Genomic DNA, 19,734 nt, shown 5'->3' with positions numbered 1-19,734 from the left:
AAATATCGGCGGCGTCCCCTAAGCGCGGCTACGGGACGCGAGCGTGCCTCATTTTTGGGCGCGACGTGAACGCCGGCGAGGGGAGGGATCTATTCCTGTGCGCGGCAGTCTTGGTCTTTTTCGTCGCGCTGCCTGTGCATCCTTGAAAGCGCGGCATCCACTGTGATTTATGCGTGTTGGGAGAGCCCGTCACGAGAGGCAATTTTTCCTCGAAGCTGTTGTTTTTTGATAATTCGCCGGTTGCCTCTCAATGCTTCCCCTCCTATGTTCCGCCTCACCTGCCGATGACGCAATCTATTGCCAAGAGGAGATCTGATATGGCTTTCGAATTGCCTGAACTTCCCTATGACTACGAAGCCCTTGCTCCCTTCATGTCGAAGGAGACGCTGGAGTTCCACCACGACAAGCACCACAAGGCTTACGTCGACAACGGCAACAAGCTTGCAGCGGAAGCCGGCATGGCCGATCTCTCCCTGGAAGACGTCGTCAAGAAGTCCTTCGGCACCAACGCTGGCCTCTTCAACAATGCTGCCCAGCACTACAACCACATCCATTTCTGGAAGTGGATGAAGAAGGGCGGCGGCGGCAACAAGCTGCCGGGCAAGCTCGAAGCTGCCTTCACCTCCGACCTCGGCGGCTATGACAAGTTCAAGGCGGATTTCGCCAATGCCGGCGCCACCCAGTTCGGCTCGGGCTGGGCCTGGGTTTCCGTCAAGAACGGCAAGCTCGAAATCTCCAAGACCCCGAACGGCGAAAACCCGCTCGTTCACGGCGCCACCCCGATCCTCGGCGTCGACGTCTGGGAACATTCCTATTACATCGACTACCGCAACGCTCGTCCGAAGTACCTCGAAGCCTTCGTCGACAGCCTGATCAACTGGGACTACGTCCTGGAACGCTACGAAGCGGCAACGAAGTAAGCGCATCCGAGCATCCGCTTTTCAGCACCCGGCGCCGCAAGCGCCGGGTGTTTTCGTTTCTGCTTCGGTTGGCCTGCAATTTGTCAAACAAAGATGGCTTGACTAACTCATACCCGGTTGGCTATAAATCGATCCATAGCCAATCGGGTATGAATTCAAATGTCGAATGTTCAAGATGCGCTGTTCAGGGCGCTTTCCGATCCGACCCGTCGGGGCATCTTCGAGCGCCTGTGCCGTGAAGGTGAGAAGACGGTTGGCGCTCTGACGGCCCACGCCGGTGTGTCTCAGCCGGTTGTTTCCAAACATCTCGCGGTACTCAAAACCGCCGGCCTGGTGCGCGACCGCCATGAGGGTCGCCAGACGCACTACAGCGCCGAAATCCGCGCACTTGCTCCGCTCGCCGACTGGACGACCGAGATGGCCGGCTTCTGGGAAAGCCGGTTCGACGCCCTGGAAGATTTGCTCAAAAGGATGGACCAATGACCGAAACCGCAACTGAACTCCGCTCCGTCGTCGTCGAACGGGAGATCGCGTTCCCGCCGGAAAAGATCTGGCGTGCGCTCACCCAGCCGCATCTGATCCAGGAATGGCTGATGAAGAACGACTTCAAGCCCGTTCCGGACCATCGTTTCAAGCTCACCGCCGAGTGGGGCTCCGTCGACTGCCGGGTACTGGAAATCGAGCCGAACAGGACGCTTGCCTATACTTGGGATGCCTATGGCCTCGAAAGTACCGTAACCTGGACCCTGACACCGATCGGCTCGGGCACGCACCTGCGCATGGAACAAGCCGGCTTCCGCCCGGATCAGGAGCAGGCCTACCAAGGCGCCAAGTTCGGCTGGCAGCGCTTCTTCGAGAATCTGGAACAGGTCCTGGCGCGCGCCGACTGATGCAGGACGCGCGGCGTCTGATTTTTGAGGAGGAAGAACAATGAATTGGAATAAATCTATCCGCCAGCTCCACCGTTGGCTGTCGATCATCTTCACGGTGACCGTCATAGCCAATTTCGCCACCATGGCACTCGGCACCCCGCCGGCATGGGTGGTCTACTCGCCGCTGCCGCCGCTTTTCCTGCTTTTGTTCAGCGGCCTCTACATGTTCGCATTGCCCTATTTCACGGGCAGGCGTGAGCCGGCATCAGCCGCAAGCTGAGGCATCGCAAGAGCTACTCACTGAAATGCCGCGACTGGCAGCGCCGTCACATCGCTGTCATTCGCGGCCTCTACATCACGCCGCATGTCATCAGCCGATCTTCCCCTTTTCCGCTTCGGCATCATCGCCGATCCGCAGTATGCCGCCATCGAACCGCAGGCCGAGATGGGGCGCTATTACGCCAACAGCCTGGCCAAGGTCGGTGCCGCCATCGAGACTTTCAATGGCGAGGAGCTGAGCTTCGTCATGACGCTCGGCGACATCATCGACCGCGATTTCAGCAGCTTCGACGATATCCTGCCGGTCTATAAAAAGCTGCGCCATGAGGCGCACTTCCTGCTCGGCAATCACGATTTCGGCGTTGCTCCCGAATACCTGGAAAAGGTTGTTGAACGCGTCGGCATGCCGGCACCCTATTACAGCTTCAAGCGCCACGACTACCGTTTCATCGTATTGAACGGCAATGAGGTCAGCACTTTCGCGACGCCGGAAGGCCATCCCTTGAATAGGCTCGGTCACGAGCGCCTGGCAGCTCTATCGGCAGCAGGTGCCGGCAACGCGCATGCGTGGAACGCATCGCTGAGCGACGAACAATTTGCCTGGCTGGCGAGCGAGATCGAACAGGCGAAGGCCGCAGGCGAGAAGGTGATCGTCATGAATCACTTCCCCGTCTATCCACCCTGCGAACACGACATGTGGGACCGCGAGCGGATTGTCGAACTGCTGGCTTCGCAGACAAGTGTCGTCGCCTATCTCAACGGCCACAACCATGTCGGCAATTACGGCAAGGTGGCCGGCTGCCACTTCGTCAATTTCAAGGGCGTGGTCGATACCGAGAGCGAAAACACCTTCGCGATCGTCGATGTCTATCCGGACCGGATGGAAATCCGCGGATTCGGCCGCGAGGATAGCTGCACGCTACCCTACTAGGCGGCTCCCGCCACATCGGGTACAGGCTGTGCCCGGTGCTCCAGCGCATCTTTCTTCGGCGGTGTGCCGAACATGCGCGCATATTCGCGGCTGAATTGCGAGGCGCTTTCATAGCCCACTCGATAGGCGGCATTGGCAGCATTGATGCCGTCGGCCACCATCAGCCGCCGCGCTTCGAGAAGCCGGAGCTGCTTCTGATATTGCAGCGGGCTCATCGAGGTCAGCATCTTGAAATGCTGGTGGAAGGAGGAGGCGCTCATTCGCGCTGCCGCCGCAAGCTGCTCCACGCGCAGGGGCACCGTGAAATTATCGCGCAAGATGTGGATGGCATCGGCCACGCGCCGCGTCTGGCTGCCGGGCAGCGCCAGCTTGCAGACCTCGCTGCCGTTTTCGCCCGAGAGCAGCCAGAAGCTGATTTCACGCAGGATCGACTGTCGCAGGATCGGGATAGATTTCGGCGTGCCGAGCATGCGCATCAGCCGCAGGATGCAGTCCTGCAGTTCCGCTCCGAAATTCTGGACGAAAACGCCCGGACCGCCGTCTCCCGATGGCTTCGGCGGAGCTTCCATCGCCTCCAGAACCTCGCGTAGAATGGTGACGTCGAGCTCCAGCGTCAGCGCGATCATCGGCCGCTCCGGGCTTGCCTCGATCACCTGGCCGAAGGCCGGCATCTCGACACTGATGACAAGCGACTGCATGGCACAGTAAGTGAAAAGCCGCTCTCCGAACATGATCTGCTTGGCGCCATCGACGATGATGCAAAGCGCCGGCTTGTAGATCGCCGGCTTCGGCATGGTGAGCGTGGAAGAGCGCATCAGGTAGAAGCCGGGCAGGGCGGTCGCATAAAGCCCGTCGCCGCCGCCATGGCTGTCCATGTACTGGTTGAGCGCAGTCTTGATTTCTGAGGACATCATTCTTCTCCGGTGGCGGATCCTGCCGCGCCTTGGCCCCCATCTTACTCCACGAATGCGAGGCGACAACCTGTCTGGAGGAATAGGCAAGAAGTTCGACGCTTTCGGCATTCGGGAAAAGCGGTGCCGGACCTAGATTCTGGTCATCCGAACAAGGAGCAATTGAGATGACCGATCCGAATGCAAATGCCAAAATCGCAATCCTCACCGGCGGCAGCCGCGGTCTCGGCCGCAACACCGTCATCAGCCTCGCCCGCGATGGCGTCGACGTAATCTTTACCTATAATTCCAACCGCGAAGAGGCCGATAAGGTCGTCGCCGAGGTGGAGGCGCTTGGCCGCAGGGCCGCCGCACTGCAGCTCGATACGGGCAATGTCGCCGCCTTCGATGCTTTCGTCGACAATGTCCGCTCGGTCCTGAAGGGCTGGGGTCGCGAGCGTTTCAATTTTCTCGTCAACAATGCCGGCACCAGCTACCACGCCTCGATAACGGAGACGACCGAGGAGGAAATGGACAAGCTCTACACCGTCCATTTCAAGGGCGTCTTCTTCCTGACGCAGAAGCTGCTGCCTGTCATTGCCGATGGCGGCCGCATCGTCAATCTCTCCAGCGGCCTTGCCCGCGTCGCCGTCCCGGGCTCCTCGGCCTACGGATCGCTGAAGGGCGCCGTCGAGGTGCTGACGCGCTACATGGCCAATGAGCTCGGTGCCCGCGGCATTGCCGTCAACACCGTCGCACCTGGCGCAATTGCCACCGATTTCAGTGGCGGCATGGTGCGCGACAATCCGGAGATCAACCGCAGGGTTGCTTCGATGACGGCGCTCGGCCGCGCCGGCGTCCCTGACGATATCGGCCCGATGATCGCCTCGCTGCTGACAGAGGCAAACCGCTGGGTCAACGCCCAGCGCATCGAGGTTTCCGGCGGCATGGCGCTCTAAGCATTGGCTGCCAGCGGCTTTTCCGTCCAGCTCTCGGTCCAGAGCGTGCGCAAGCCGTCGCCTTCCCCCTTGAAAAAGACGTCCGCCTCAGCGCAAGCCTCCACGCGGTCGCTGCGGAAATTGCGGATCGCCTGCCTGAGTTCGCACCAGGCGACGATATTGGCGGTCTGGGAATAATAGATCAGTGCGATCGGGCGGATCATCCGCTCGGTCGCACGTCCCATTTCGTCGCGATAGGAGAGGGTGAGCTTGCGCTCGTCGCGGATCGCTCCGCGCACGATGGCGAGGTCCAAACCGGCAGGCGCCGGGGCGACCGTACCCCAGGCATAGAGCGCCTTGTTTTCCATCGCCTGTCGCAGCGGCGGCGGCACTGCGCCGACAAGCTTCTGGTTGACCCGCCGTGCGGCGAGCTTCAGCGCTTCATCGCCGGTGCGCTCCAGGAGCGCCAGCGACAGCACGATCGCTTCCGTCTCCTCGATCGAAAACATCAGGGGAGGCAGGTCGAAGCCCGGCCGCATGATATAGCCGATGCCGCGCCCGCCTTCGATCGGCACCCGCATCGCCTGCAGTGCGGCGATATCGCGGTAGATCGAGCGAACCGTCACTTCAAGCCTCTCGGCCATGACGGCCGCTGTCATCGGCTTCTTCGCCAGCCGCAATATCTGGATGATCTCGAAAAGCCTGGAGGCCTTGCGCATTTGCCGCCCTTTCTCCAACGCTCCTGACAATACACTGTCAGTTGGGCTGCCGTATAGAGCTGTCTATCAAATTGAAATTCAAAGCTCTTCCTCAAAAGCGTGACTGAAAGCGGGACGGACAACTGACATGGATTATCACCAAAGCCTCTGGCTCTACTTCACCCTTCTCTTCGGCATCATCATCGTGCCGGGCATGGACATGCTCTTCGTGCTCGCCAATGCCCTGACCGGCGGCACCAGGCGCGGCCTTGCCGCCACCAGCGGCATCATGCTGGGTGGGGCGGTGCACTCGGCCTATGGTGCGGCGGGGGTGGGCATTCTCGTCGCCATGCTGCCAGGTGTCTTCAACCTGCTGCTCTTTGCCGGCGTTGCCTACATGATCTGGATCGGCGTCTCGCTGATGAGAAGTTCCATCAAGGTCGAGGCAGTCGGCCCGGGCACGGCGCGCTCCACCTGGAAGGCGTTCCGACAGGGGGCGGTTACCTGCCTCGTCAATCCCAAGGCCTACATCTTCGTACTGGCCGTCTATCCGCAGTTCATAAAGCCGGAATTTGGGCCGATCTGGCTCCAGGGGCTGATCATGGGCATCATGACTGTGCTCACTCAGCTTGCCGTCTACGGCACTCTGGCCATGACGGCCGGCCGCAGCCGCGACCTCCTGTTGTCGAATCCGAATACGACTGCCGTCATCGGCCGTCTCGCGGGCCTGCTGCTGGTCGTCATCTCCGCGATCAGTCTATGGCAGGGGTGGAAGACAGCCTGATTCCGTCTATGTTTATCACGTTGTTTTTATGAGGATCCGGCCAAACGTGACTATGCGGCCACATGGATTTTGTCATGATCGCGGTGCAGATTGCCCTCGGCCGGCTTCGCCGGCGGAACAATGGAGAGAGAATAATGAATTGGAAAACAGTAGCGGCGGCTGCGGCGCTCGCCGGCATTGCCCTCGGTTCGGTTATGGCGGCCGACGGCACGCATGACGCGCGCATTGGAATGATGAAACAGATCGGTGGCGCAGCAGGCTCGCTGTCCGCCATCGCCAAGGGCACGAAGCCCTATGATGCGGATGCCGTCAAGGCGGCGCTGACGACGATCGCCACCACGGCGAAGGCCTTCCCGGACCAGTTCAAGCCGGGCACCGAGACGGGCGACGAAGAAGCAAGCCCGAAGATCTGGGAAAACATGGATGACTTCAAGGCGCGCGCCGCGAAGTTGTCCACCGACGCCGAAACCGTGCTCGCCCAGCTTCCGGCTGATGCTGCCGGCGTTGGTGCGGCGCTGAACACGCTCGGCGGCAATTGCGGTGGCTGTCATCAGCTCTATCGCATCAAGAAGGACTAGGCGATAGAGCTATTCTCGCATGATCCCGTCATCCGCACCGGCCCTTGCCGCCGGTGCGGATCGCCTTATTCTCTTCCGGCAGCGGGGCCGGGGAACGCCCCTGAACATTGATAGTAAGGAGAGGCGGCGCATGGTCCGCAGGTTCATCCGCTTTGTGCTCTGTCTCATCGGCGTCGTCTTGATCGGCGGCGCAGTTTTCTATTTCGTAACCGCGCCGGATCCGTTTCCGGAAAGCCACTGGGCCAATCTCGGCGCGCCTGACGTCGCGAATGGCGAGAAGGTATTCTGGGCCGGCGGCTGTGTCAGCTGTCATGCCACGCCCGGTGCGCAAGGCGATGCGAAGCTCACGCTGGCCGGCGGCCTTGCCCTGACGAGCCCTTTCGGCACCTTCCATGTGCCAAACATTTCTCCGGATGAGCAGGCAGGAATCGGTCGCTGGACGCTGGCTCAGTTCGGCAATGCGATAAAGCGCGGCGTCGGCCCCAACGGACAGCATCTCTACCCGTCCTTCCCCTACGGCTCCTACACGCGCATGAGCGACAAGGATGTCAACGATCTCTTCGCTTATCTGAAGACCCTGCCGAAGAGCAGCAACGTTGCCCCGCCGCACGAATTGCCGTTCCCGTTCAACATCCGCCTGGCGCTCGGCGGCTGGAAGCTCCTCTATTTCAATGATCAGCCCCGCGTCGTGCTTGCCAATGCCGACGACAAGGTGAAACGCGGCCAATATCTGGTCGAGGGCCTCGGTCATTGCGGTGAATGCCACACCCCACGCGATTTCCTCGGCGGCTTCCTCCGCGATCAATGGCTTGCCGGCGCGCCGAACCCGGAAGGCAAGGGCCGCATACCCGATATCACGCCGGGCTCGAAGAGCGTTGGCTCCTGGAGCGAGGCCGATATCACCAACTACCTGCAGACCGGCTTCACCCCCGATTTCGACTCCGCAGGTGGCCAGATGGTGGACGTTCAACAGAACATCGCCCATCTGCCGCAGTCCGATATCGAGGCGATCTCCGCCTATCTGAAGGCGGTTCCGAGCAAGTAGCGTCTGCCTGGGGCAAGCACCGCCGGCCACATTGTCAGCATGAAGCACCCGACCCTTGAGGAAACAGACGCCGCAATTGCCCGCATGCGTGAACGGCTCGCCGCGCGCAATGCAGTTCTTGCGCGCTGGTTTTCCGAAACGCTCGCGATGATGGAGGCAAAGATTGCCAGCCGCCTCGATGATCCCGGCGATCTGGCGCAGGCGAGGGCCGCAGCATTCCTGTTCGTCAAGAGAGCACTGCACCAATGGGCAACCCGCCCGGTGCATGAGGTGGCCGCCGAGGATGCTCCGATGAAAGAGACACCGCCGTCACCGCGACTCGGTATACGTTGAGACCTCAATCTCCAAACGGAGGAATGGTCTTGAAACGACATGCCTGGCAGATCGAGCCGCGTGAATACGCGCGGCAGGAAGAGCGCCGCGGACGGCGTTTCGCTTTCACCAGCCTCACGCCGGCAAGGACCGCCCTGGTCGTCGTCGACATGATCCACTTTTTCGTGACGCCGGGCAGCTACGCGGAAGGCATCGTTCCGAATATTCAGGCGCTCGTTGCTGCGGTGCGCGCGTGCGGCGGGCTGATCGTCTGGGTGGTGCCCGCTCCTCGCCAGACCTACCCCGAACTGGCGCGCGAGTTCTTTGGTGAAACCATCGCGGAACTTTACCGCACCTCGGGCGGCGAAGGACCGGTCGAAGGCAGGCTTGCGCCGGATTTCGTCCCCGAACCGCGGGATCTCTTGATCGAGAAGACTTCTTACAGCGCCTTCCACCCCGAAAGCGCTCCGCTTGCGGCCATGCTGAAATCGCGCGGCGTCGATACGGTTCTCATTACCGGTACTCTGACCAACATCTGCTGCGAATCCTCGGCTCGCGATGCCTGCAGCAGCGGTTTCCGCGTCATCATGCTGGCTGACGCAAATGCCGCTCGCCGAGACATAGACCACAACATGGCGCTCTATTCGGTCTATCGCAGCTTCGGCGATGTGCGTACGACGACTGAGGTGATCGGCCTGCTCGACACGTCTCAGGCTGCCTTCGGCTGATGCTCCGCGCCGAGGATCTGCACATAGGTGTCGAGTTCTTCGCTGCCGAAGCCGAGCGCCCGGTAGATCTCAGCCGTAAAAGTAATCGGCGCCGAACCGGGCGCAGTCACGATCATACCCGATCTTACGGCCTGCGGACCGTCGCGATAATGCGCCTGGCCGCCATAGCCCTCAGCGCCGGCAATGAAGTCGGGCGCGTTGCTGGTATGCGGAATATTGTTCAATGCACCCGCGCGTGCCAGTGCCAGCGTCCCGCCGCAGATCGCAGCGGTGACCTTGCCACGCGTGATGAAGTCGTCGATGACGGATGAAAGGTCGGGCGCCCGTTCGGTTTCCCAGATCGTGCCCCCGCAGATAACAAGCGCATCGAAAGCGTCGCCATGCAGGTTCTCGGCCACCGTATCGGCCGCCACCCGCATGCCGCCCATGGAGCGGATTTCCGCGCCGCCGGGACTTGCCGTCACCACATCGAAGCCGAAATGGGTGCGAGCGGAGGCAGCAAGCTGCCCCACTTCCCAGTCCGCAAAGCCTTCGGTCAGAACCACCGCCAGTCGGGTCATGCTTTCCTCCCTTGCAAGATGGCCGAGCGGCTGGAGCCACTCACGACAGAGCCTGCATATAGCGCATGCCGGTGACCGGGCGAGGGGTGAAGTCCATCTGTTCGTAGAAGCGGTGAGCCTTGAGATTGCCGGTTGCAGCGCTGACGGAGAGGTAATCGCAGCCCGCAATGCGGGCCGTTTCCCGGGCGCGGTCGACGAGAAGCTGGCCGGTGCCATGGCCGCGATGGCCGTCGCGCACGAAAAGGTGATGCAGGTCCATGCCGCGCTTGCCTTCCTGCGCCCTGTAGAGCGGAACGAGGATCGCGTAGCCGATCAGGCCGTCGCTGCCTTCGGCGACAATGGCAGAAATCCAGGGCGTCGGGCCGAAGAGGTCGCGCTCGAGCTGTTCCGGTGTCGAGGCGGAGATGTCGCCATGATGGGCGGCAAGCAGGCCGATCATTTCATGGAGTTCGCAGATGTCGCGGGGTTTGGCGGCGCGGATCGTCACCACCGGCGGGCGCATGAGCGATATTTCGCTGTCTTCGATTTCAAGCATGGTCTTCGCGTCCTTTTTACGTTTATGCCGCCAGGACGCTGCCGATACAACAAAGCCGCCTGACGGCGGCTTGTTGACATTGTGATCTGTCTCGGCCGCCCTTTACAGGTACAGCCAAAAATACGAGCGGTTATGGTGCGCGTTCTTCATCATGCGCCATTGATTGTCCGAAACCGCCCGTTTGTCAATGGCAGCTTGGGCCCGGATCGGAGCCGTTTCAGGCCGCATCTGCCGGTACGGCGCAGACACCGGCCGCGCAGCCCTCAATCTCCTCAGCTGACGTCGCCGTCGGGATGGGTGCTGCAAGCGCCATGCCGATGCGGGCGCCGAGCGCTATATCGTCCTCGACGCCGAACGCATGATGCAGGATCACACCATCGCGGCCGATCAGGACGGATGAGGGCGTTCCCCTGAAACCATAGCGGCGCATGGTCACCGGTATGTCGGAGCGCTGGTCGGCCTGATCGACACCGATGGGCGAGGTCAGCCGGTATTCGTGAATGAAAGCCCTGAGCACGGTTGGCGTCATCGCCTCGTGATGTTCGAAGACGGTGTGCAGGCCGATGACCTGGAGATCCGTGTTGGCGAAGATGCGTTCGATGCGGCGCACCTGCGGCAGGCTTTCAGCCACGCAGCCGGGGCACAGCAATTGGAAACTGTGCAGGAAGATCACCTTGCCGCGCAGTCCGGCGATGGAGAGCGGCTGCGATGTGTTGAACCATTCGCTGACCGAAAGCTCCGGTGCGAGTGTCAGATCGGACATGTCGAAATCCATTGTCGTTGGGCAGGCGGTCCCGCCACCCGTTGCATCCGGGCTGCAATGGGATAAATCTGCCTGGTGTTTTCTCTTCTCTATTTGCCTGGAGAGAGGAAAGAGCCGGTCCGGCGATGGCAGTCGGCGGACCGGCGCCCCTGTTACTTCGCAGGCATGACCTTGCCCGGCAGGCTGAGATTGCCGGAGGCGACCTTGAAGACATTATCTACGCAAAGCAGCGGGGCATGCAGGTTGCCGTTGACCTTCAGCCCTGCCGTCACGCCGTCGTAGGATGCGCCTGTGATGCCGCCGATGAGCGACAGCGGGATGGCGACATCGACACGGTCGCCCTTCAGCACCGTCTGATATTCCGGGCTGTCGATCAGCAGCGGAACGCCCGGCCATGTGGCGGGAAGCTTCGGCTTGGCGCCGTCAGGGATGTCGGTCACTTTCAATCCGCCGGCGCAGGCCTTGTCCTCGTTGAGCACGACCCAGTGCGGATGCCAGACATCGCGGTTTTTGCCCTTATTGGCGGCATCGTCGAAGTCAGGATGGAAAGTCACGGCCAGCGCCACGATGCCCTGATCCCGGTCGAAGCCGATATCGCCGCTGTTGAGCGAGGTCGGCCAGACATAGGCATAGACGCCGGAGCCTTCGAACTTGCCGGTTGCAGCGGGCTTTTCAACGCCGGCATCGCCGCGCACCCGCGTCGAAAAGATCGCCTTGTCGCCCTTGGTAACGATCTGTGTTTCGATAATGTCGAACGAGGCTTTCACGCCCTTGGATGGTTCGGCCGTGACGGGATGGGCCATGGCCGAGCCCAGCCAAAGCGATAGCGTTCCGGCGATGGCCGCGCCGGTGATAAACTGCCTTAACATTTTGAACGTCCTTCTCTTTTTAGTTTGCCTGGAGAGTGCGCCTATCCTTTTTCAAAGGCGTCCCAGGTGGCAGCCCGGGTTGCCGGATCGGCGGTTTCATGGTCGCGGCAGTCGATGCGCAGTTCATTTCTGCCGAAGGCCGCGTTCACGAAATTGCAGTGGTGCGGTTTGGCCGCACCGGAATGCTGGTAGGGACGGAAGTAACGACAGCTCGTGCACATCCGCTGGATTGGTATGGCATCCGCCTCCTGCAGATGCTGGATCATCTTGACGAGCGACAGCAGCAGGCCTTCCTGCTCGCCCGGGGAAAGCGATCGGGCTGCTTCCATCGCTGCCGTTTCGATCGGCGAAACGGAGCCGAACGCCGCCTTTCCCTCGGTCGTGATGCGGATCGCGGTGGCACGTTTGTCGCCGGGAGCGCTCGCCTTGGCGACCAGCGCCTTGCGCTCCAGTGCCGCAATCGAATCCGTCGCCGTCGGCTGCGAGACGCCGAGATGCGCCGCAATCTCCTTCACCCGCGCACTATCGCGGCCGGCGAGAAATTCGAGGATCGCAAGCTGCGTCGGCTTCAGTCCGGCCTTTTCGGCCTTCGACCATTCGTCGCTGCGCATTGCGATCGCGATGCGGGTCAGGCCTTCGCTGATTCGGTTGTCGATCGATGTCGGGTCTTTTGGCGTTTCCATGGGTTCAATATATAGGAGTCCTATGTAAATTCAAGAGCCGCTGCGATGGATTGCCGCTTTCGTTTTTCGTGAAGGTAATATAGGGTACCCCCCTATACTATATCAGAGACTGCCATGTCCCATACGACCCATCAGAAAAAGAAACTCATCGCCCGCGTCAGCCGTATCCGCGGGCAGCTCGAGGCGGTCGAACGTGCGCTGGAGGGCGAGCGCCCCTGCGGCGAGATCCTCCAGCTTCTTGCCTCCGTGCGCGGCGCGCTGACGGGTCTCACGGGCGAGGTGCTGGACGACCATCTGCACGAACACGTGCTGCATGCCGCCGACGAGAAGGCGAGGGCGGAGGCAGTCGAGGAAATATCGGAAGTATTGCGAACCTATATCCGCTGAGCCGGATCGATATCGGTAAGGAGCTGGCAATGAGTGCCGGAACGAATAGCTACGGACATGAGCATGTCTTCCTGGGGCAGGACCATGCCCGCAACGAACGCCGCATCTGGCTGGTGATTGCGTTGACAGCGGTCATGATGGTCGTCGAAATCGGCGCCGGCACCATGTACGGCTCGATGGCGCTGGTGGCCGATGGCTGGCATATGTCCACCCATGCCAGCGCGTTGCTCATTTCCGCGCTCGCCTATCTCTTCGCCCGCAAGCAGGCCCGCAATCCGCGCTTCACGTTCGGCACCGGCAAACTCGGCGACCTCGCCGGTTTTGCGAGTGCCATCATTCTGGCGATGATCGCGCTGCTGATGGGCTGGGAAAGCTTCCTGCGCATCACCTCTCCCGTGCCGATCAGCTTCAGCCAGGCGATCGCCGTCGCCGTCATCGGCCTTGCCGTCAACCTCGTCAGTGCCTGGATGCTGAGCGGTAGCGGCGGCCACCATCATGGACACGGGCACGATCACCATCACGATCACGATCACGATCACGATCATCACCACGGCCACGATCATGGCCACCATAGTCATGCGGATAACAATATTCGCTCCGCCTATATGCACGTCATCGCCGACGCCTTGACCTCGGTGCTCGCCATTGCCGCACTCACCTTCGGTAGCCTCTATGGCTGGCTGTGGCTTGATCCGCTGATGGGCATCGTCGGCGCTCTCATCATCGCGCAATGGTCCTGGGGACTGATGAAATCGTCGGGCGCCGTGCTGCTCGACGTGCTCTCGGAAGGAGAAACGCTGCCGGACGAAATCCGCGGAGCGATCGAAGGCGATGGCGACCGCATCACCGATCTTCATGTCTGGCAGGTCGGTCCCGGCCACCATGCAGCGATTGTCGCGGTGCTGACGCCGCAGCCGCGCGATACCGCCTTCTACAAGGAGAGGCTCGCGAGCCTGGACGAGTTGTCGCATGTGACGGTAGAGGTAACGCGCGCTGCCTGATCCTGCCAAAAAGCCGAGATGCCGCCGCAATCGGGCCTTACGCCTGAGATCCTGATTCCCCGGAGGTCTTCATGAATCACAGCCTCACTCGCCGCAGCTTCATGGGCTCCGCCTTGCTGCTGCCTGCGCTGGGCTTTGCGTCTCGCGTGCGCGCCGAGCAACAGAATGACGATATCGACAAGCGGCTTGCTGCGCTTGAAGCCCGCATTGGCGGGCGCCTCGGGGTTTCCGTTCTCGACAGCGACACGAATGTCTCCTTCGGCTATCGCGGCAGCGAGCCCTTTGCCATGTGCAGCACCTTCAAGGTCCTGGCTGCAGGCCTCGTTCTTGCCCGTGTCGACAAGGGCGATGAGAGCCTCGACCGGCGTATCACCTACGGCAAGGACAAGCTCGTCACCTATTCCCCCGAGACCGAAAAGCACGCGGGCGGCGACGGCATGACGATGGCCGAGATCTGCAAGGCCGCCATTACGCTGAGCGACAACACCGCCGGCAATCTGATGCTGGAAAGTTTTGGCGGCCCGGCCGCACTCACCGACTGGCTGCGCTCCATCGGTGACGGCACGACAAGGCTCGACCGCATGGAAACCGCGCTGAACGAAGCCACGAAAGGCGATCCGCGCGACACCACGACGCCGGATGCAATGCTGGATTCTCTCGGCAATATCGCGCTCGGCTCGGTTCTGGCGGAAACCTCTGCAAATCAGCTGATCGACTGGATGATCGCAAACACGACCGGCGGCGCACGCCTGCGCGCAGGCCTGCCCGACGATTGGAAGATCGGTGACAAGACCGGCACGGGCGACAATGGTTCCGCCGGCGATATTGCCATCATCTGGCCGCCCAAGCGCGGCCCGATCGTCGCCGCCGTCTACATCGGAGAAGCGACCGTGAAGATGGATGAATTCAATCCCGTCTTCGCCGAAATCGGCAAGATGATTACCGAGATGGTCTGAAACGGGAAAGATCCGCCGCTCGGCAGCAGCTGAGCAACCATGGTTTCGTCGCAGCAATGCAATTGAACCCGCCGGTTATCGCATTGACATCAAGTTCGTGATCAGGCCTGCTTTGACTTCGAGCATCGGGCGATTGATTTCGGGTTGACCGATATCTCTCAGCTGATCGGGCGTCAGGTCTGCCAGCACCCTCTGCCTCGCGGCAGCTCTGCCCCACTGCCCCACGGCAGCGGCCAACGCCGCAGTCAATATTGTGATGCTGTTCACCCTGGACTCGGACACCTGTTGTATCGGCGCGCTGACGGCGGCGTGAGTTTCCGTGTGAGCCATTTCCCAGTCTCCTATTTGTGAAATGTGTAAGTGGGAATGTGCCGTGGGGGCGTTTTCGGCCTGTTGGGCTGGGCGTGAACGGCCAGGAAAACTTCGACAAGCCGTCGCTAAATCGGTGTTAAATCCGTCTTCCCAAATGCTATTCTGCAGCGGCGATCCAAATCGGGAGGCTTTCTGTGCGTATCAGGTTGCTAGGCGGCCTCGAAATTAACTCGCTGGAAGACCGGCAAGTACGCTTCGCCACGCGCAAGACGTCGCTTCTTTTTGCTGCTCTGGTTCTTGCAGGGCGCCGCGGCTGTCGGCGGGAATTGCTTTCCGAAGCCTTCTGGCCGGGACGAGGCAATGAACAGGCCCGCAATAGCTTGCGGCAGGCGCTGGTCGATATCAGGCGGGCGTTTCCGGCGAGCGGCGAAGCCACTGTCTACATCGACGGAGATCAGGACACGGTCGTCCTGATTTTCGGCCTGGACGAAGCCGACATTTCGACCTTCGACCGGAAGCTGGAGGCGGGCGGAGCCGCTGATCTTGCCTTTGCAGCAGACCTCTACCGCGGTGAGGTGCTTGCGGGCGAGTCCATTCCGGACGGGCTGGATGAGTGGTTCGGACCTTACCAGAGCACCTATCGGCGCAAGGCGCTGCAACTCGTGGAGCGGTTGAGCCTCATGCTCTCCGATCCGGGCTCCGCCGAAGAGCCAGCCTGCGAAGGGCTCGCCGAGAGATTGCTCGCCTCGGACCCGACGATAGAGCCAGCCCACCGGGCCCTGATGCGGATCCATATTCTTAGCGGACACGAGAATGCGGCCATGCGCCAGTTCGAGGCTTGCCGGGCCCTCGTGAAGAAGCATCTCGGCGCTGAACCCGAAGCGGAGACGTCCTCCCTGGCCGTTTCGCTGCAGTCGCGACAACAACCCGGATATCAGCGGGCCGCACCGAGGCCCGACGTCATGTCGCAGATGCAGGCCGGTTCAGCCCCGACGAAGCATCACGATCGGCCATCGGTTGCGGTATTGCCATTTCAGAATTTGAGCGGCGATGCGGAGCAGGAATATTTTGCCGATGGCATCGTGGAGGATATCACGATCGCCCTTGCCCAATTCCGCCATCTCTACGTCATCGCGCGGAATTCGAGCTTTACCTACAAAGGGCAGGCCGTCGACATCAAGCAGGTCGGGCGCGAGTTGGACGTGCGCTATGTGGTCGAGGGAAGTGTGCGTCGGACGGGAGACCGGCTCCGCATTGCCGGACAACTCATCGACACATCGACGGGTGCGCACCTTTGGGCAGACCGTTTTGATGGGACGCTTGCAAATATATTCGATCTTCAGGATCAGGTGGCCTCTAGTATCGTCGGTGCGATAACGCCGAAGGTAGAGGAGGCGGAGATAGAGCGCGCCAAACGCAAGCCGACGGAGAGCCTTGACGCTTACGACTATTATCTGCGCGGGCTGGCAGCGTTTGACCGGACGGTCACCAATAGATCGGTCACCGATGAGGCCCTGCGGCTGTTCATGAAGGCGATCGAGCGCGACCCGGAGTTTGCCATAGCGTATGCCCGCGCGGCGCGATGCTACGCGACCCGAAAGAGCAATGGCTGGATGGCCAATCCCGCCGAGGAGATTGCCGAAGCGACCCGACTGGCGAGAAGAGCGGTCGAACTCGGCTGGGACGATGCGGTTGCGCTCTCTTACGGTGGATATGTCCTCGGCTATGTCGGCGGCGACCTTGATGATAGTGCGGCCTGTATCGATCGCGCGCTCTTCCTCAATCCGAATCTCGCCGCTGCTCTGGGCACCAGCAGCTGGGTGAAGACCTGCCTTGGCGAGCCCGACAAGGCCGTCGAACATGCAGCCCTCGCCATGCGTCTGAGCCCTTTGGATCCCCGCCTGTTTGCCTGGCAGTTCAACACCGGCCTGGCTCATTTCTGCGCCGGACATTACGAGGATGCCGCCGTCTGGGCGGCGAGATCGTTACGCCACCAGCCGAATTATCCGAGCGCGATGCGTGTTATGGCGGCAGGTCAGGTCATGAGCGGGCGGAGTGCGGAAGCGCAGGGAACGATCGCTCGCCTGTGCCAGTTGGATCCCGCGCTCCGGCTTTCGAATCTTGCCGATATCCTGCCGCCGTTTCGGCGACCGGACGACCGTAACCGATATATCGAGGCTCTTCGAATGGCGGGGTTGCCGGAGTAGAAAAGCGGCGGAGAGTGCTTTCCGCCGCATGTCGGTTGGTGTTGCGGCCTCAGGCGGCTGGAACGTCGTCTGTTGTCGCGGTTCCGTTATCCTCAATGCCGGCGAGTTCACGCTTGATCTGCTCGGCAATTTCCTTCTCGATCGCCTCGCGCTGATCGGCAGGCATGGCCTTCAGGTCGTCCTCGGTCAGGCCGCGTGATTCCAGGTATCGGGCACGGATGAATTCGGCCGGGTCCATGTTGCTCCAGTCGGTGAATTCATCGACCAGGTTCCTGTGTGCGGCCTTGGCTTCCATTTCCGCGTCCGACGGGTTGATATAGGTCTCGTTGCCGGCTTGTACCGCCCACATCGTATTGGCGATCGACGGCGGGGTCGCGCTCGGCTGCAGGCCGGCGCCTGACTGATTGCGTGCACTGCCGCCAAATTCGTCGGCCTGCTTATTCTTGGATTTGCCCTGCTCACGGGAGCGAGTAGGCGATCACGTAGTCGCCCGGCTTGGTGCCGACCGAACCGTGGCCGCCCGCAACCATGACGACATATTGCTTGTTGTCATCGGTCATATAGGTCATCGGCGTTGCCTGACCGCCGGCCGGCAGCCGGGCTTCCCACAATTGTCGGCCGTTCGTCACGTCATAGGCGCGCAGGTAGTTGTCGACGGCGGCGCCCAGGAAGGCGACACCGCCCTTGGTCATCATYGGCCCGCCGATACCGGGCACGCCCACCTTGAAGGGCAGGGGCAGTGGCGTCATGTCGTGCACGGTGCCGTTCTTGTGCATGTAGGCGATGCGGCCGGTGCGGAGATCCACGCCGGCGACATAACCCCAAGGCGGCGCCTGGCAGGGAATCTGCAGCGGCCCGAGGAAGGGACCCATGAATACGCCGTAGGGCGCACCGTCATTGCGATTGAGGCCYTGTTCGCTGCCCTTCTCATCCTGGCCACGCGGCGGAATATCGGCGGCCGGYACCAGGCGCGAGGTGAAGGCCAGRTAGGTCGGCATGGCGAACATCACCTGGCGCTCCGGATCGACGGCGACCGARCCCCAGTTGAACGTGCCGAAATTGCCGGGATAGACGATCGTTCCYTGCAGCGAGGGCGGTGTATAGCGGCCCTCGTATTTGTAGCGGTGGAATTCGATGCGGCAGGCAAGCTGGTCGAACAGCGAGACGCCCCACATGTCCTTTTCCTGCAGCGGCTCAGGGGAGAAGGTGAGATCSGAGATCGGCTGGGTCGGYGCGCTATGRTCTTCCGGGATCGTGCCACCGGGTGCCGGAATCTCCTTGAAGGGRATGATCGGYTGGCCGGTGCGCCGGTCGAGCACGTAGATGTCGCCCTGYTTGGTAGGCGCGACGAGCGCCGGCACCGCTGTTCCATCTTGCTTCGTCARGTCCACGAGCACCGGCTGGGCCGGCACGTCCATGTCCCAGAGATCGTGGTGAACGAATTGCTGCACCCATCGCAGCTGGCCCGTATTGATGTCGAGCGCCACGACCGACGACGAGAACTTCTCGACATTGGCGCTGCGRTTCATGCCGAGCTGGTCCGGCACCTGGTTGCCGAGCGGRATATAGACCATGCCGAGCTGGTCATCGACGCTGAAGACCGACCAGCTGTTCGGCGAATTCGTCGTGTAATGCTGGCCCTCGGCCAACGGTGTCGTCTGGTCGGGATTGCCGGAATCCCAGTTCCAGATCAGCGCGCCGCTGTTGATGTCATAGGCGCGGATGACGCCGGACTGTTCTTTCGTCGAATAGTTGTCGTTGACCGCCCCGCCGATGATGATCTTGCCCGCGACRGCGACCGGCGGCGACGTGGAGTAGTAGTAGCCRGCCGGGTTGTATTGCATGCCGGTCTGTAGCTGCAGCACGCCATGGTCGGCAAAGCTCGCGCAGACCTGCCCGTTGGTCGCGTCGAGCGCGATGAGGCGYGCATCCGAAGTTGGCAGGTASACACGCTCCTTGCAGGGCTGKCCGGCAGGTGTCGCCTCGTCGCTGTAATAGGTCACGCCGCGGCAGGTCTGGTGCTGCCGGTCCGGGTTCATGCCGGAATTGGCGTCATATTTCCATTTCTGCTGGCCGGTCTTGGCATCGAGCGCRATCGCCCAATTGTGCGGCGTGCACAGATAAAGSGTGTTGCCGACTTTCAGCGGGGTSACCTGATAGGTGGTCTCGCCGACATCGTCGGGCYTCTTCACGTCGCCGGTCTGGTAGCGCCAYACCTCATCGAGGGTGGAAACATTTTGCACAGTGATCTGGTCAAGCGGCGAATAGCGCTGGCCGTAGGGCGTGCGGCCATATTGATGCCATTCGCCGTCAGGCACATTGCCRCCAAAAGCCGGCGTTGCAGCGGATGATTGCGYCGGCAGRTCGCCGGCGAGGTCATGCGGATCCGTCGTCATGGAATATCCGGCGACGATGATGGCSAGAATGACCGGAATGGCCAGCGGCCAGGGATTGGCACCGTAATAGATGCCGGTCGGGCTGCGAAA

The 19,734-nt window shown here is 61.4% G+C and carries 25 protein-coding genes; 15 read left to right on the top strand and 10 right to left on the bottom strand.

Going from position 1 to position 19,734, the window contains the following annotated elements; genetic code table 11:
• Nucleotides 1-317 precede the first annotated feature (317 nt).
• The 5 genes from AC1DF8_RS35830 to AC1DF8_RS35810 all read left to right on the top strand — a co-directional run bounded on the left by AC1DF8_RS35830 (nt 318) and on the right by AC1DF8_RS35810 (nt 3,002).
• Nucleotides 318-920 (top strand): superoxide dismutase, encoded by a 603-nt coding sequence (locus AC1DF8_RS35830; RefSeq protein WP_112543070.1) that lies wholly within the window; start codon nt 318-320, stop codon nt 918-920.
• Nucleotides 921-1,079: 159 nt separating this feature from the next.
• Complete coding sequence (locus AC1DF8_RS35825) at nt 1,080-1,403, top strand: ArsR/SmtB family transcription factor (RefSeq protein WP_112543071.1); 324 nt, start codon at nt 1,080-1,082, stop codon at nt 1,401-1,403.
• Nucleotides 1,400-1,810, top strand: a complete 411-nt coding sequence (locus AC1DF8_RS35820; RefSeq protein WP_478157524.1) for an SRPBCC family protein — start codon at nt 1,400-1,402, stop codon at nt 1,808-1,810. The genes AC1DF8_RS35825 and AC1DF8_RS35820 overlap by 4 nt, the downstream gene beginning before the upstream one ends.
• A 40-nt stretch (nt 1,811-1,850) precedes the next feature.
• Complete coding sequence (locus AC1DF8_RS35815) at nt 1,851-2,072, top strand: hypothetical protein (protein ID WP_112970984.1); 222 nt, start codon at nt 1,851-1,853, stop codon at nt 2,070-2,072.
• Nucleotides 2,073-2,156: 84 nt separating this feature from the next.
• On the top strand, nt 2,157-3,002 hold the full coding sequence (locus tag AC1DF8_RS35810; RefSeq protein WP_478157522.1) for a metallophosphoesterase: 846 nt from the start codon (nt 2,157-2,159) through the stop codon (nt 3,000-3,002).
• Here AC1DF8_RS35810 and AC1DF8_RS35805 read toward each other — a convergent pair.
• The gene (locus AC1DF8_RS35805; protein WP_478157520.1) at nt 2,999-3,913 is read right to left on the bottom strand and encodes an AraC family transcriptional regulator; all 915 of its coding nucleotides are present in this window, start codon (nt 3,911-3,913) and stop codon (nt 2,999-3,001) included. The genes AC1DF8_RS35810 and AC1DF8_RS35805 overlap by 4 nt on opposite strands.
• A gap of 167 nt (nt 3,914-4,080) precedes the next feature.
• Here AC1DF8_RS35805 and AC1DF8_RS35800 point away from each other — a divergent pair, with 167 nt between their 5' ends.
• The gene (locus AC1DF8_RS35800) at nt 4,081-4,851 is read left to right on the top strand and encodes an SDR family NAD(P)-dependent oxidoreductase (protein WP_478157518.1); all 771 of its coding nucleotides are present in this window, start codon (nt 4,081-4,083) and stop codon (nt 4,849-4,851) included.
• Here the strand turns inward: AC1DF8_RS35800 and AC1DF8_RS35795 are convergent.
• On the bottom strand, nt 4,848-5,549 hold the full coding sequence (locus AC1DF8_RS35795) for a helix-turn-helix transcriptional regulator (RefSeq protein WP_113144581.1): 702 nt from the start codon (nt 5,547-5,549) through the stop codon (nt 4,848-4,850). The two genes, AC1DF8_RS35800 and AC1DF8_RS35795, sit on opposite strands and share 4 nt — an antisense overlap.
• A 127-nt stretch (nt 5,550-5,676) precedes the next feature.
• On the opposite strand from AC1DF8_RS35795, the gene AC1DF8_RS35790 reads away from it, so the two are divergent.
• From AC1DF8_RS35790 to AC1DF8_RS35770, 5 genes are all read left to right on the top strand, one after another.
• Nucleotides 5,677-6,312, top strand: coding sequence for a LysE family translocator (locus AC1DF8_RS35790; RefSeq protein WP_113203652.1), 636 nt, complete (start codon nt 5,677-5,679; stop codon nt 6,310-6,312).
• Nucleotides 6,313-6,446: 134 nt separating this feature from the next.
• Nucleotides 6,447-6,890, top strand: coding sequence for a c-type cytochrome (locus AC1DF8_RS35785; protein WP_112543141.1), 444 nt, complete (start codon nt 6,447-6,449; stop codon nt 6,888-6,890).
• A gap of 130 nt (nt 6,891-7,020) precedes the next feature.
• Nucleotides 7,021-7,935 carry a c-type cytochrome gene (locus tag AC1DF8_RS35780; RefSeq protein WP_112543079.1) on the top strand — a complete coding sequence of 305 codons (915 nt, stop codon included), beginning with the start codon at nt 7,021-7,023 and terminating at the stop codon, nt 7,933-7,935.
• A 39-nt stretch (nt 7,936-7,974) separates the two neighbouring features.
• Entirely contained in the window at nt 7,975-8,268 is a 294-nt protein-coding gene (locus tag AC1DF8_RS35775; RefSeq protein ID WP_183848264.1) for a hypothetical protein, read from the top strand.
• Nucleotides 8,269-8,297: 29 nt separating this feature from the next.
• Nucleotides 8,298-8,975 (top strand): isochorismatase family protein, encoded by a 678-nt coding sequence (locus tag AC1DF8_RS35770; RefSeq protein WP_478157514.1) that lies wholly within the window; start codon nt 8,298-8,300, stop codon nt 8,973-8,975.
• Here AC1DF8_RS35770 and AC1DF8_RS35765 read toward each other — a convergent pair.
• The 5 genes from AC1DF8_RS35765 to AC1DF8_RS35745 form a co-directional block, all read right to left on the bottom strand.
• Nucleotides 8,957-9,535: a type 1 glutamine amidotransferase family protein gene (locus AC1DF8_RS35765; RefSeq protein WP_478157512.1), complete on the bottom strand. Its 579-nt coding sequence runs from the start codon at nt 9,533-9,535 to the stop codon at nt 8,957-8,959. The genes AC1DF8_RS35770 and AC1DF8_RS35765 overlap by 19 nt on opposite strands.
• 40 nt (nt 9,536-9,575) lie before the next feature.
• On the bottom strand, nt 9,576-10,070 hold the full coding sequence (locus AC1DF8_RS35760) for a GNAT family N-acetyltransferase (RefSeq protein ID WP_112543083.1): 495 nt from the start codon (nt 10,068-10,070) through the stop codon (nt 9,576-9,578).
• 217 nt (nt 10,071-10,287) lie between these two features.
• Complete coding sequence (locus AC1DF8_RS35755) at nt 10,288-10,833, bottom strand: redoxin family protein (RefSeq protein WP_478157509.1); 546 nt, start codon at nt 10,831-10,833, stop codon at nt 10,288-10,290.
• Between the two features lie 152 nt (nt 10,834-10,985).
• The gene (locus tag AC1DF8_RS35750) at nt 10,986-11,702 is read right to left on the bottom strand and encodes a hypothetical protein (RefSeq protein WP_478157507.1); all 717 of its coding nucleotides are present in this window, start codon (nt 11,700-11,702) and stop codon (nt 10,986-10,988) included.
• 41 nt (nt 11,703-11,743) lie between these two features.
• Nucleotides 11,744-12,385 carry a MarR family winged helix-turn-helix transcriptional regulator gene (locus tag AC1DF8_RS35745; protein WP_478157505.1) on the bottom strand — a complete coding sequence of 214 codons (642 nt, stop codon included), beginning with the start codon at nt 12,383-12,385 and terminating at the stop codon, nt 11,744-11,746.
• Nucleotides 12,386-12,499: 114 nt separating this feature from the next.
• Here AC1DF8_RS35745 and dmeR point away from each other — a divergent pair, with 114 nt between their 5' ends.
• The 3 genes from dmeR to bla all read left to right on the top strand — a co-directional run bounded on the left by dmeR (nt 12,500) and on the right by bla (nt 14,729).
• Complete coding sequence (gene dmeR / locus AC1DF8_RS35740) at nt 12,500-12,772, top strand: Ni(II)/Co(II)-sensing transcriptional repressor DmeR (protein ID WP_007816163.1); 273 nt, start codon at nt 12,500-12,502, stop codon at nt 12,770-12,772.
• A 29-nt stretch (nt 12,773-12,801) separates the two neighbouring features.
• Nucleotides 12,802-13,773 (top strand): CDF family Co(II)/Ni(II) efflux transporter DmeF, encoded by a 972-nt coding sequence (gene dmeF / locus AC1DF8_RS35735; RefSeq protein WP_478157503.1) that lies wholly within the window; start codon nt 12,802-12,804, stop codon nt 13,771-13,773.
• 71 nt (nt 13,774-13,844) lie between these two features.
• Nucleotides 13,845-14,729, top strand: coding sequence for a class A beta-lactamase (gene bla, locus AC1DF8_RS35730; protein WP_478157501.1), 885 nt, complete (start codon nt 13,845-13,847; stop codon nt 14,727-14,729).
• 75 nt (nt 14,730-14,804) lie between these two features.
• On the opposite strand, the gene AC1DF8_RS35725 is transcribed toward bla, so the two are convergent.
• Nucleotides 14,805-15,059, bottom strand: coding sequence for a DUF1127 domain-containing protein (locus tag AC1DF8_RS35725; protein WP_478157499.1), 255 nt, complete (start codon nt 15,057-15,059; stop codon nt 14,805-14,807).
• Between the two features lie 176 nt (nt 15,060-15,235).
• On the opposite strand from AC1DF8_RS35725, the gene AC1DF8_RS35720 reads away from it, so the two are divergent.
• The gene (locus AC1DF8_RS35720; RefSeq protein WP_478157497.1) at nt 15,236-17,248 is read left to right on the top strand and encodes a BTAD domain-containing putative transcriptional regulator; all 2,013 of its coding nucleotides are present in this window, start codon (nt 15,236-15,238) and stop codon (nt 17,246-17,248) included.
• Nucleotides 17,249-17,297: 49 nt separating this feature from the next.
• On the opposite strand, the gene AC1DF8_RS35715 is transcribed toward AC1DF8_RS35720, so the two are convergent.
• Together AC1DF8_RS35715 and AC1DF8_RS35710 are read right to left on the bottom strand one after the other, a co-directional pair.
• Nucleotides 17,298-17,597 (bottom strand): hypothetical protein, encoded by a 300-nt coding sequence (locus AC1DF8_RS35715; RefSeq protein ID WP_478157495.1) that lies wholly within the window; start codon nt 17,595-17,597, stop codon nt 17,298-17,300.
• Nucleotides 17,598-17,706: 109 nt separating this feature from the next.
• Nucleotides 17,707-19,734: glucose/quinate/shikimate family membrane-bound PQQ-dependent dehydrogenase (locus AC1DF8_RS35710; RefSeq protein WP_478157493.1), on the bottom strand; the 2,028-nt coding region annotated here is incomplete at its 5' end.

The sequence above is a fragment of the Rhizobium sp. 05N49 genome (assembly GCF_056396805.1).
Note: the sequence above shows the minus strand (reverse complement) of the source record. Positions and strands in the feature narration are given on the sequence as shown.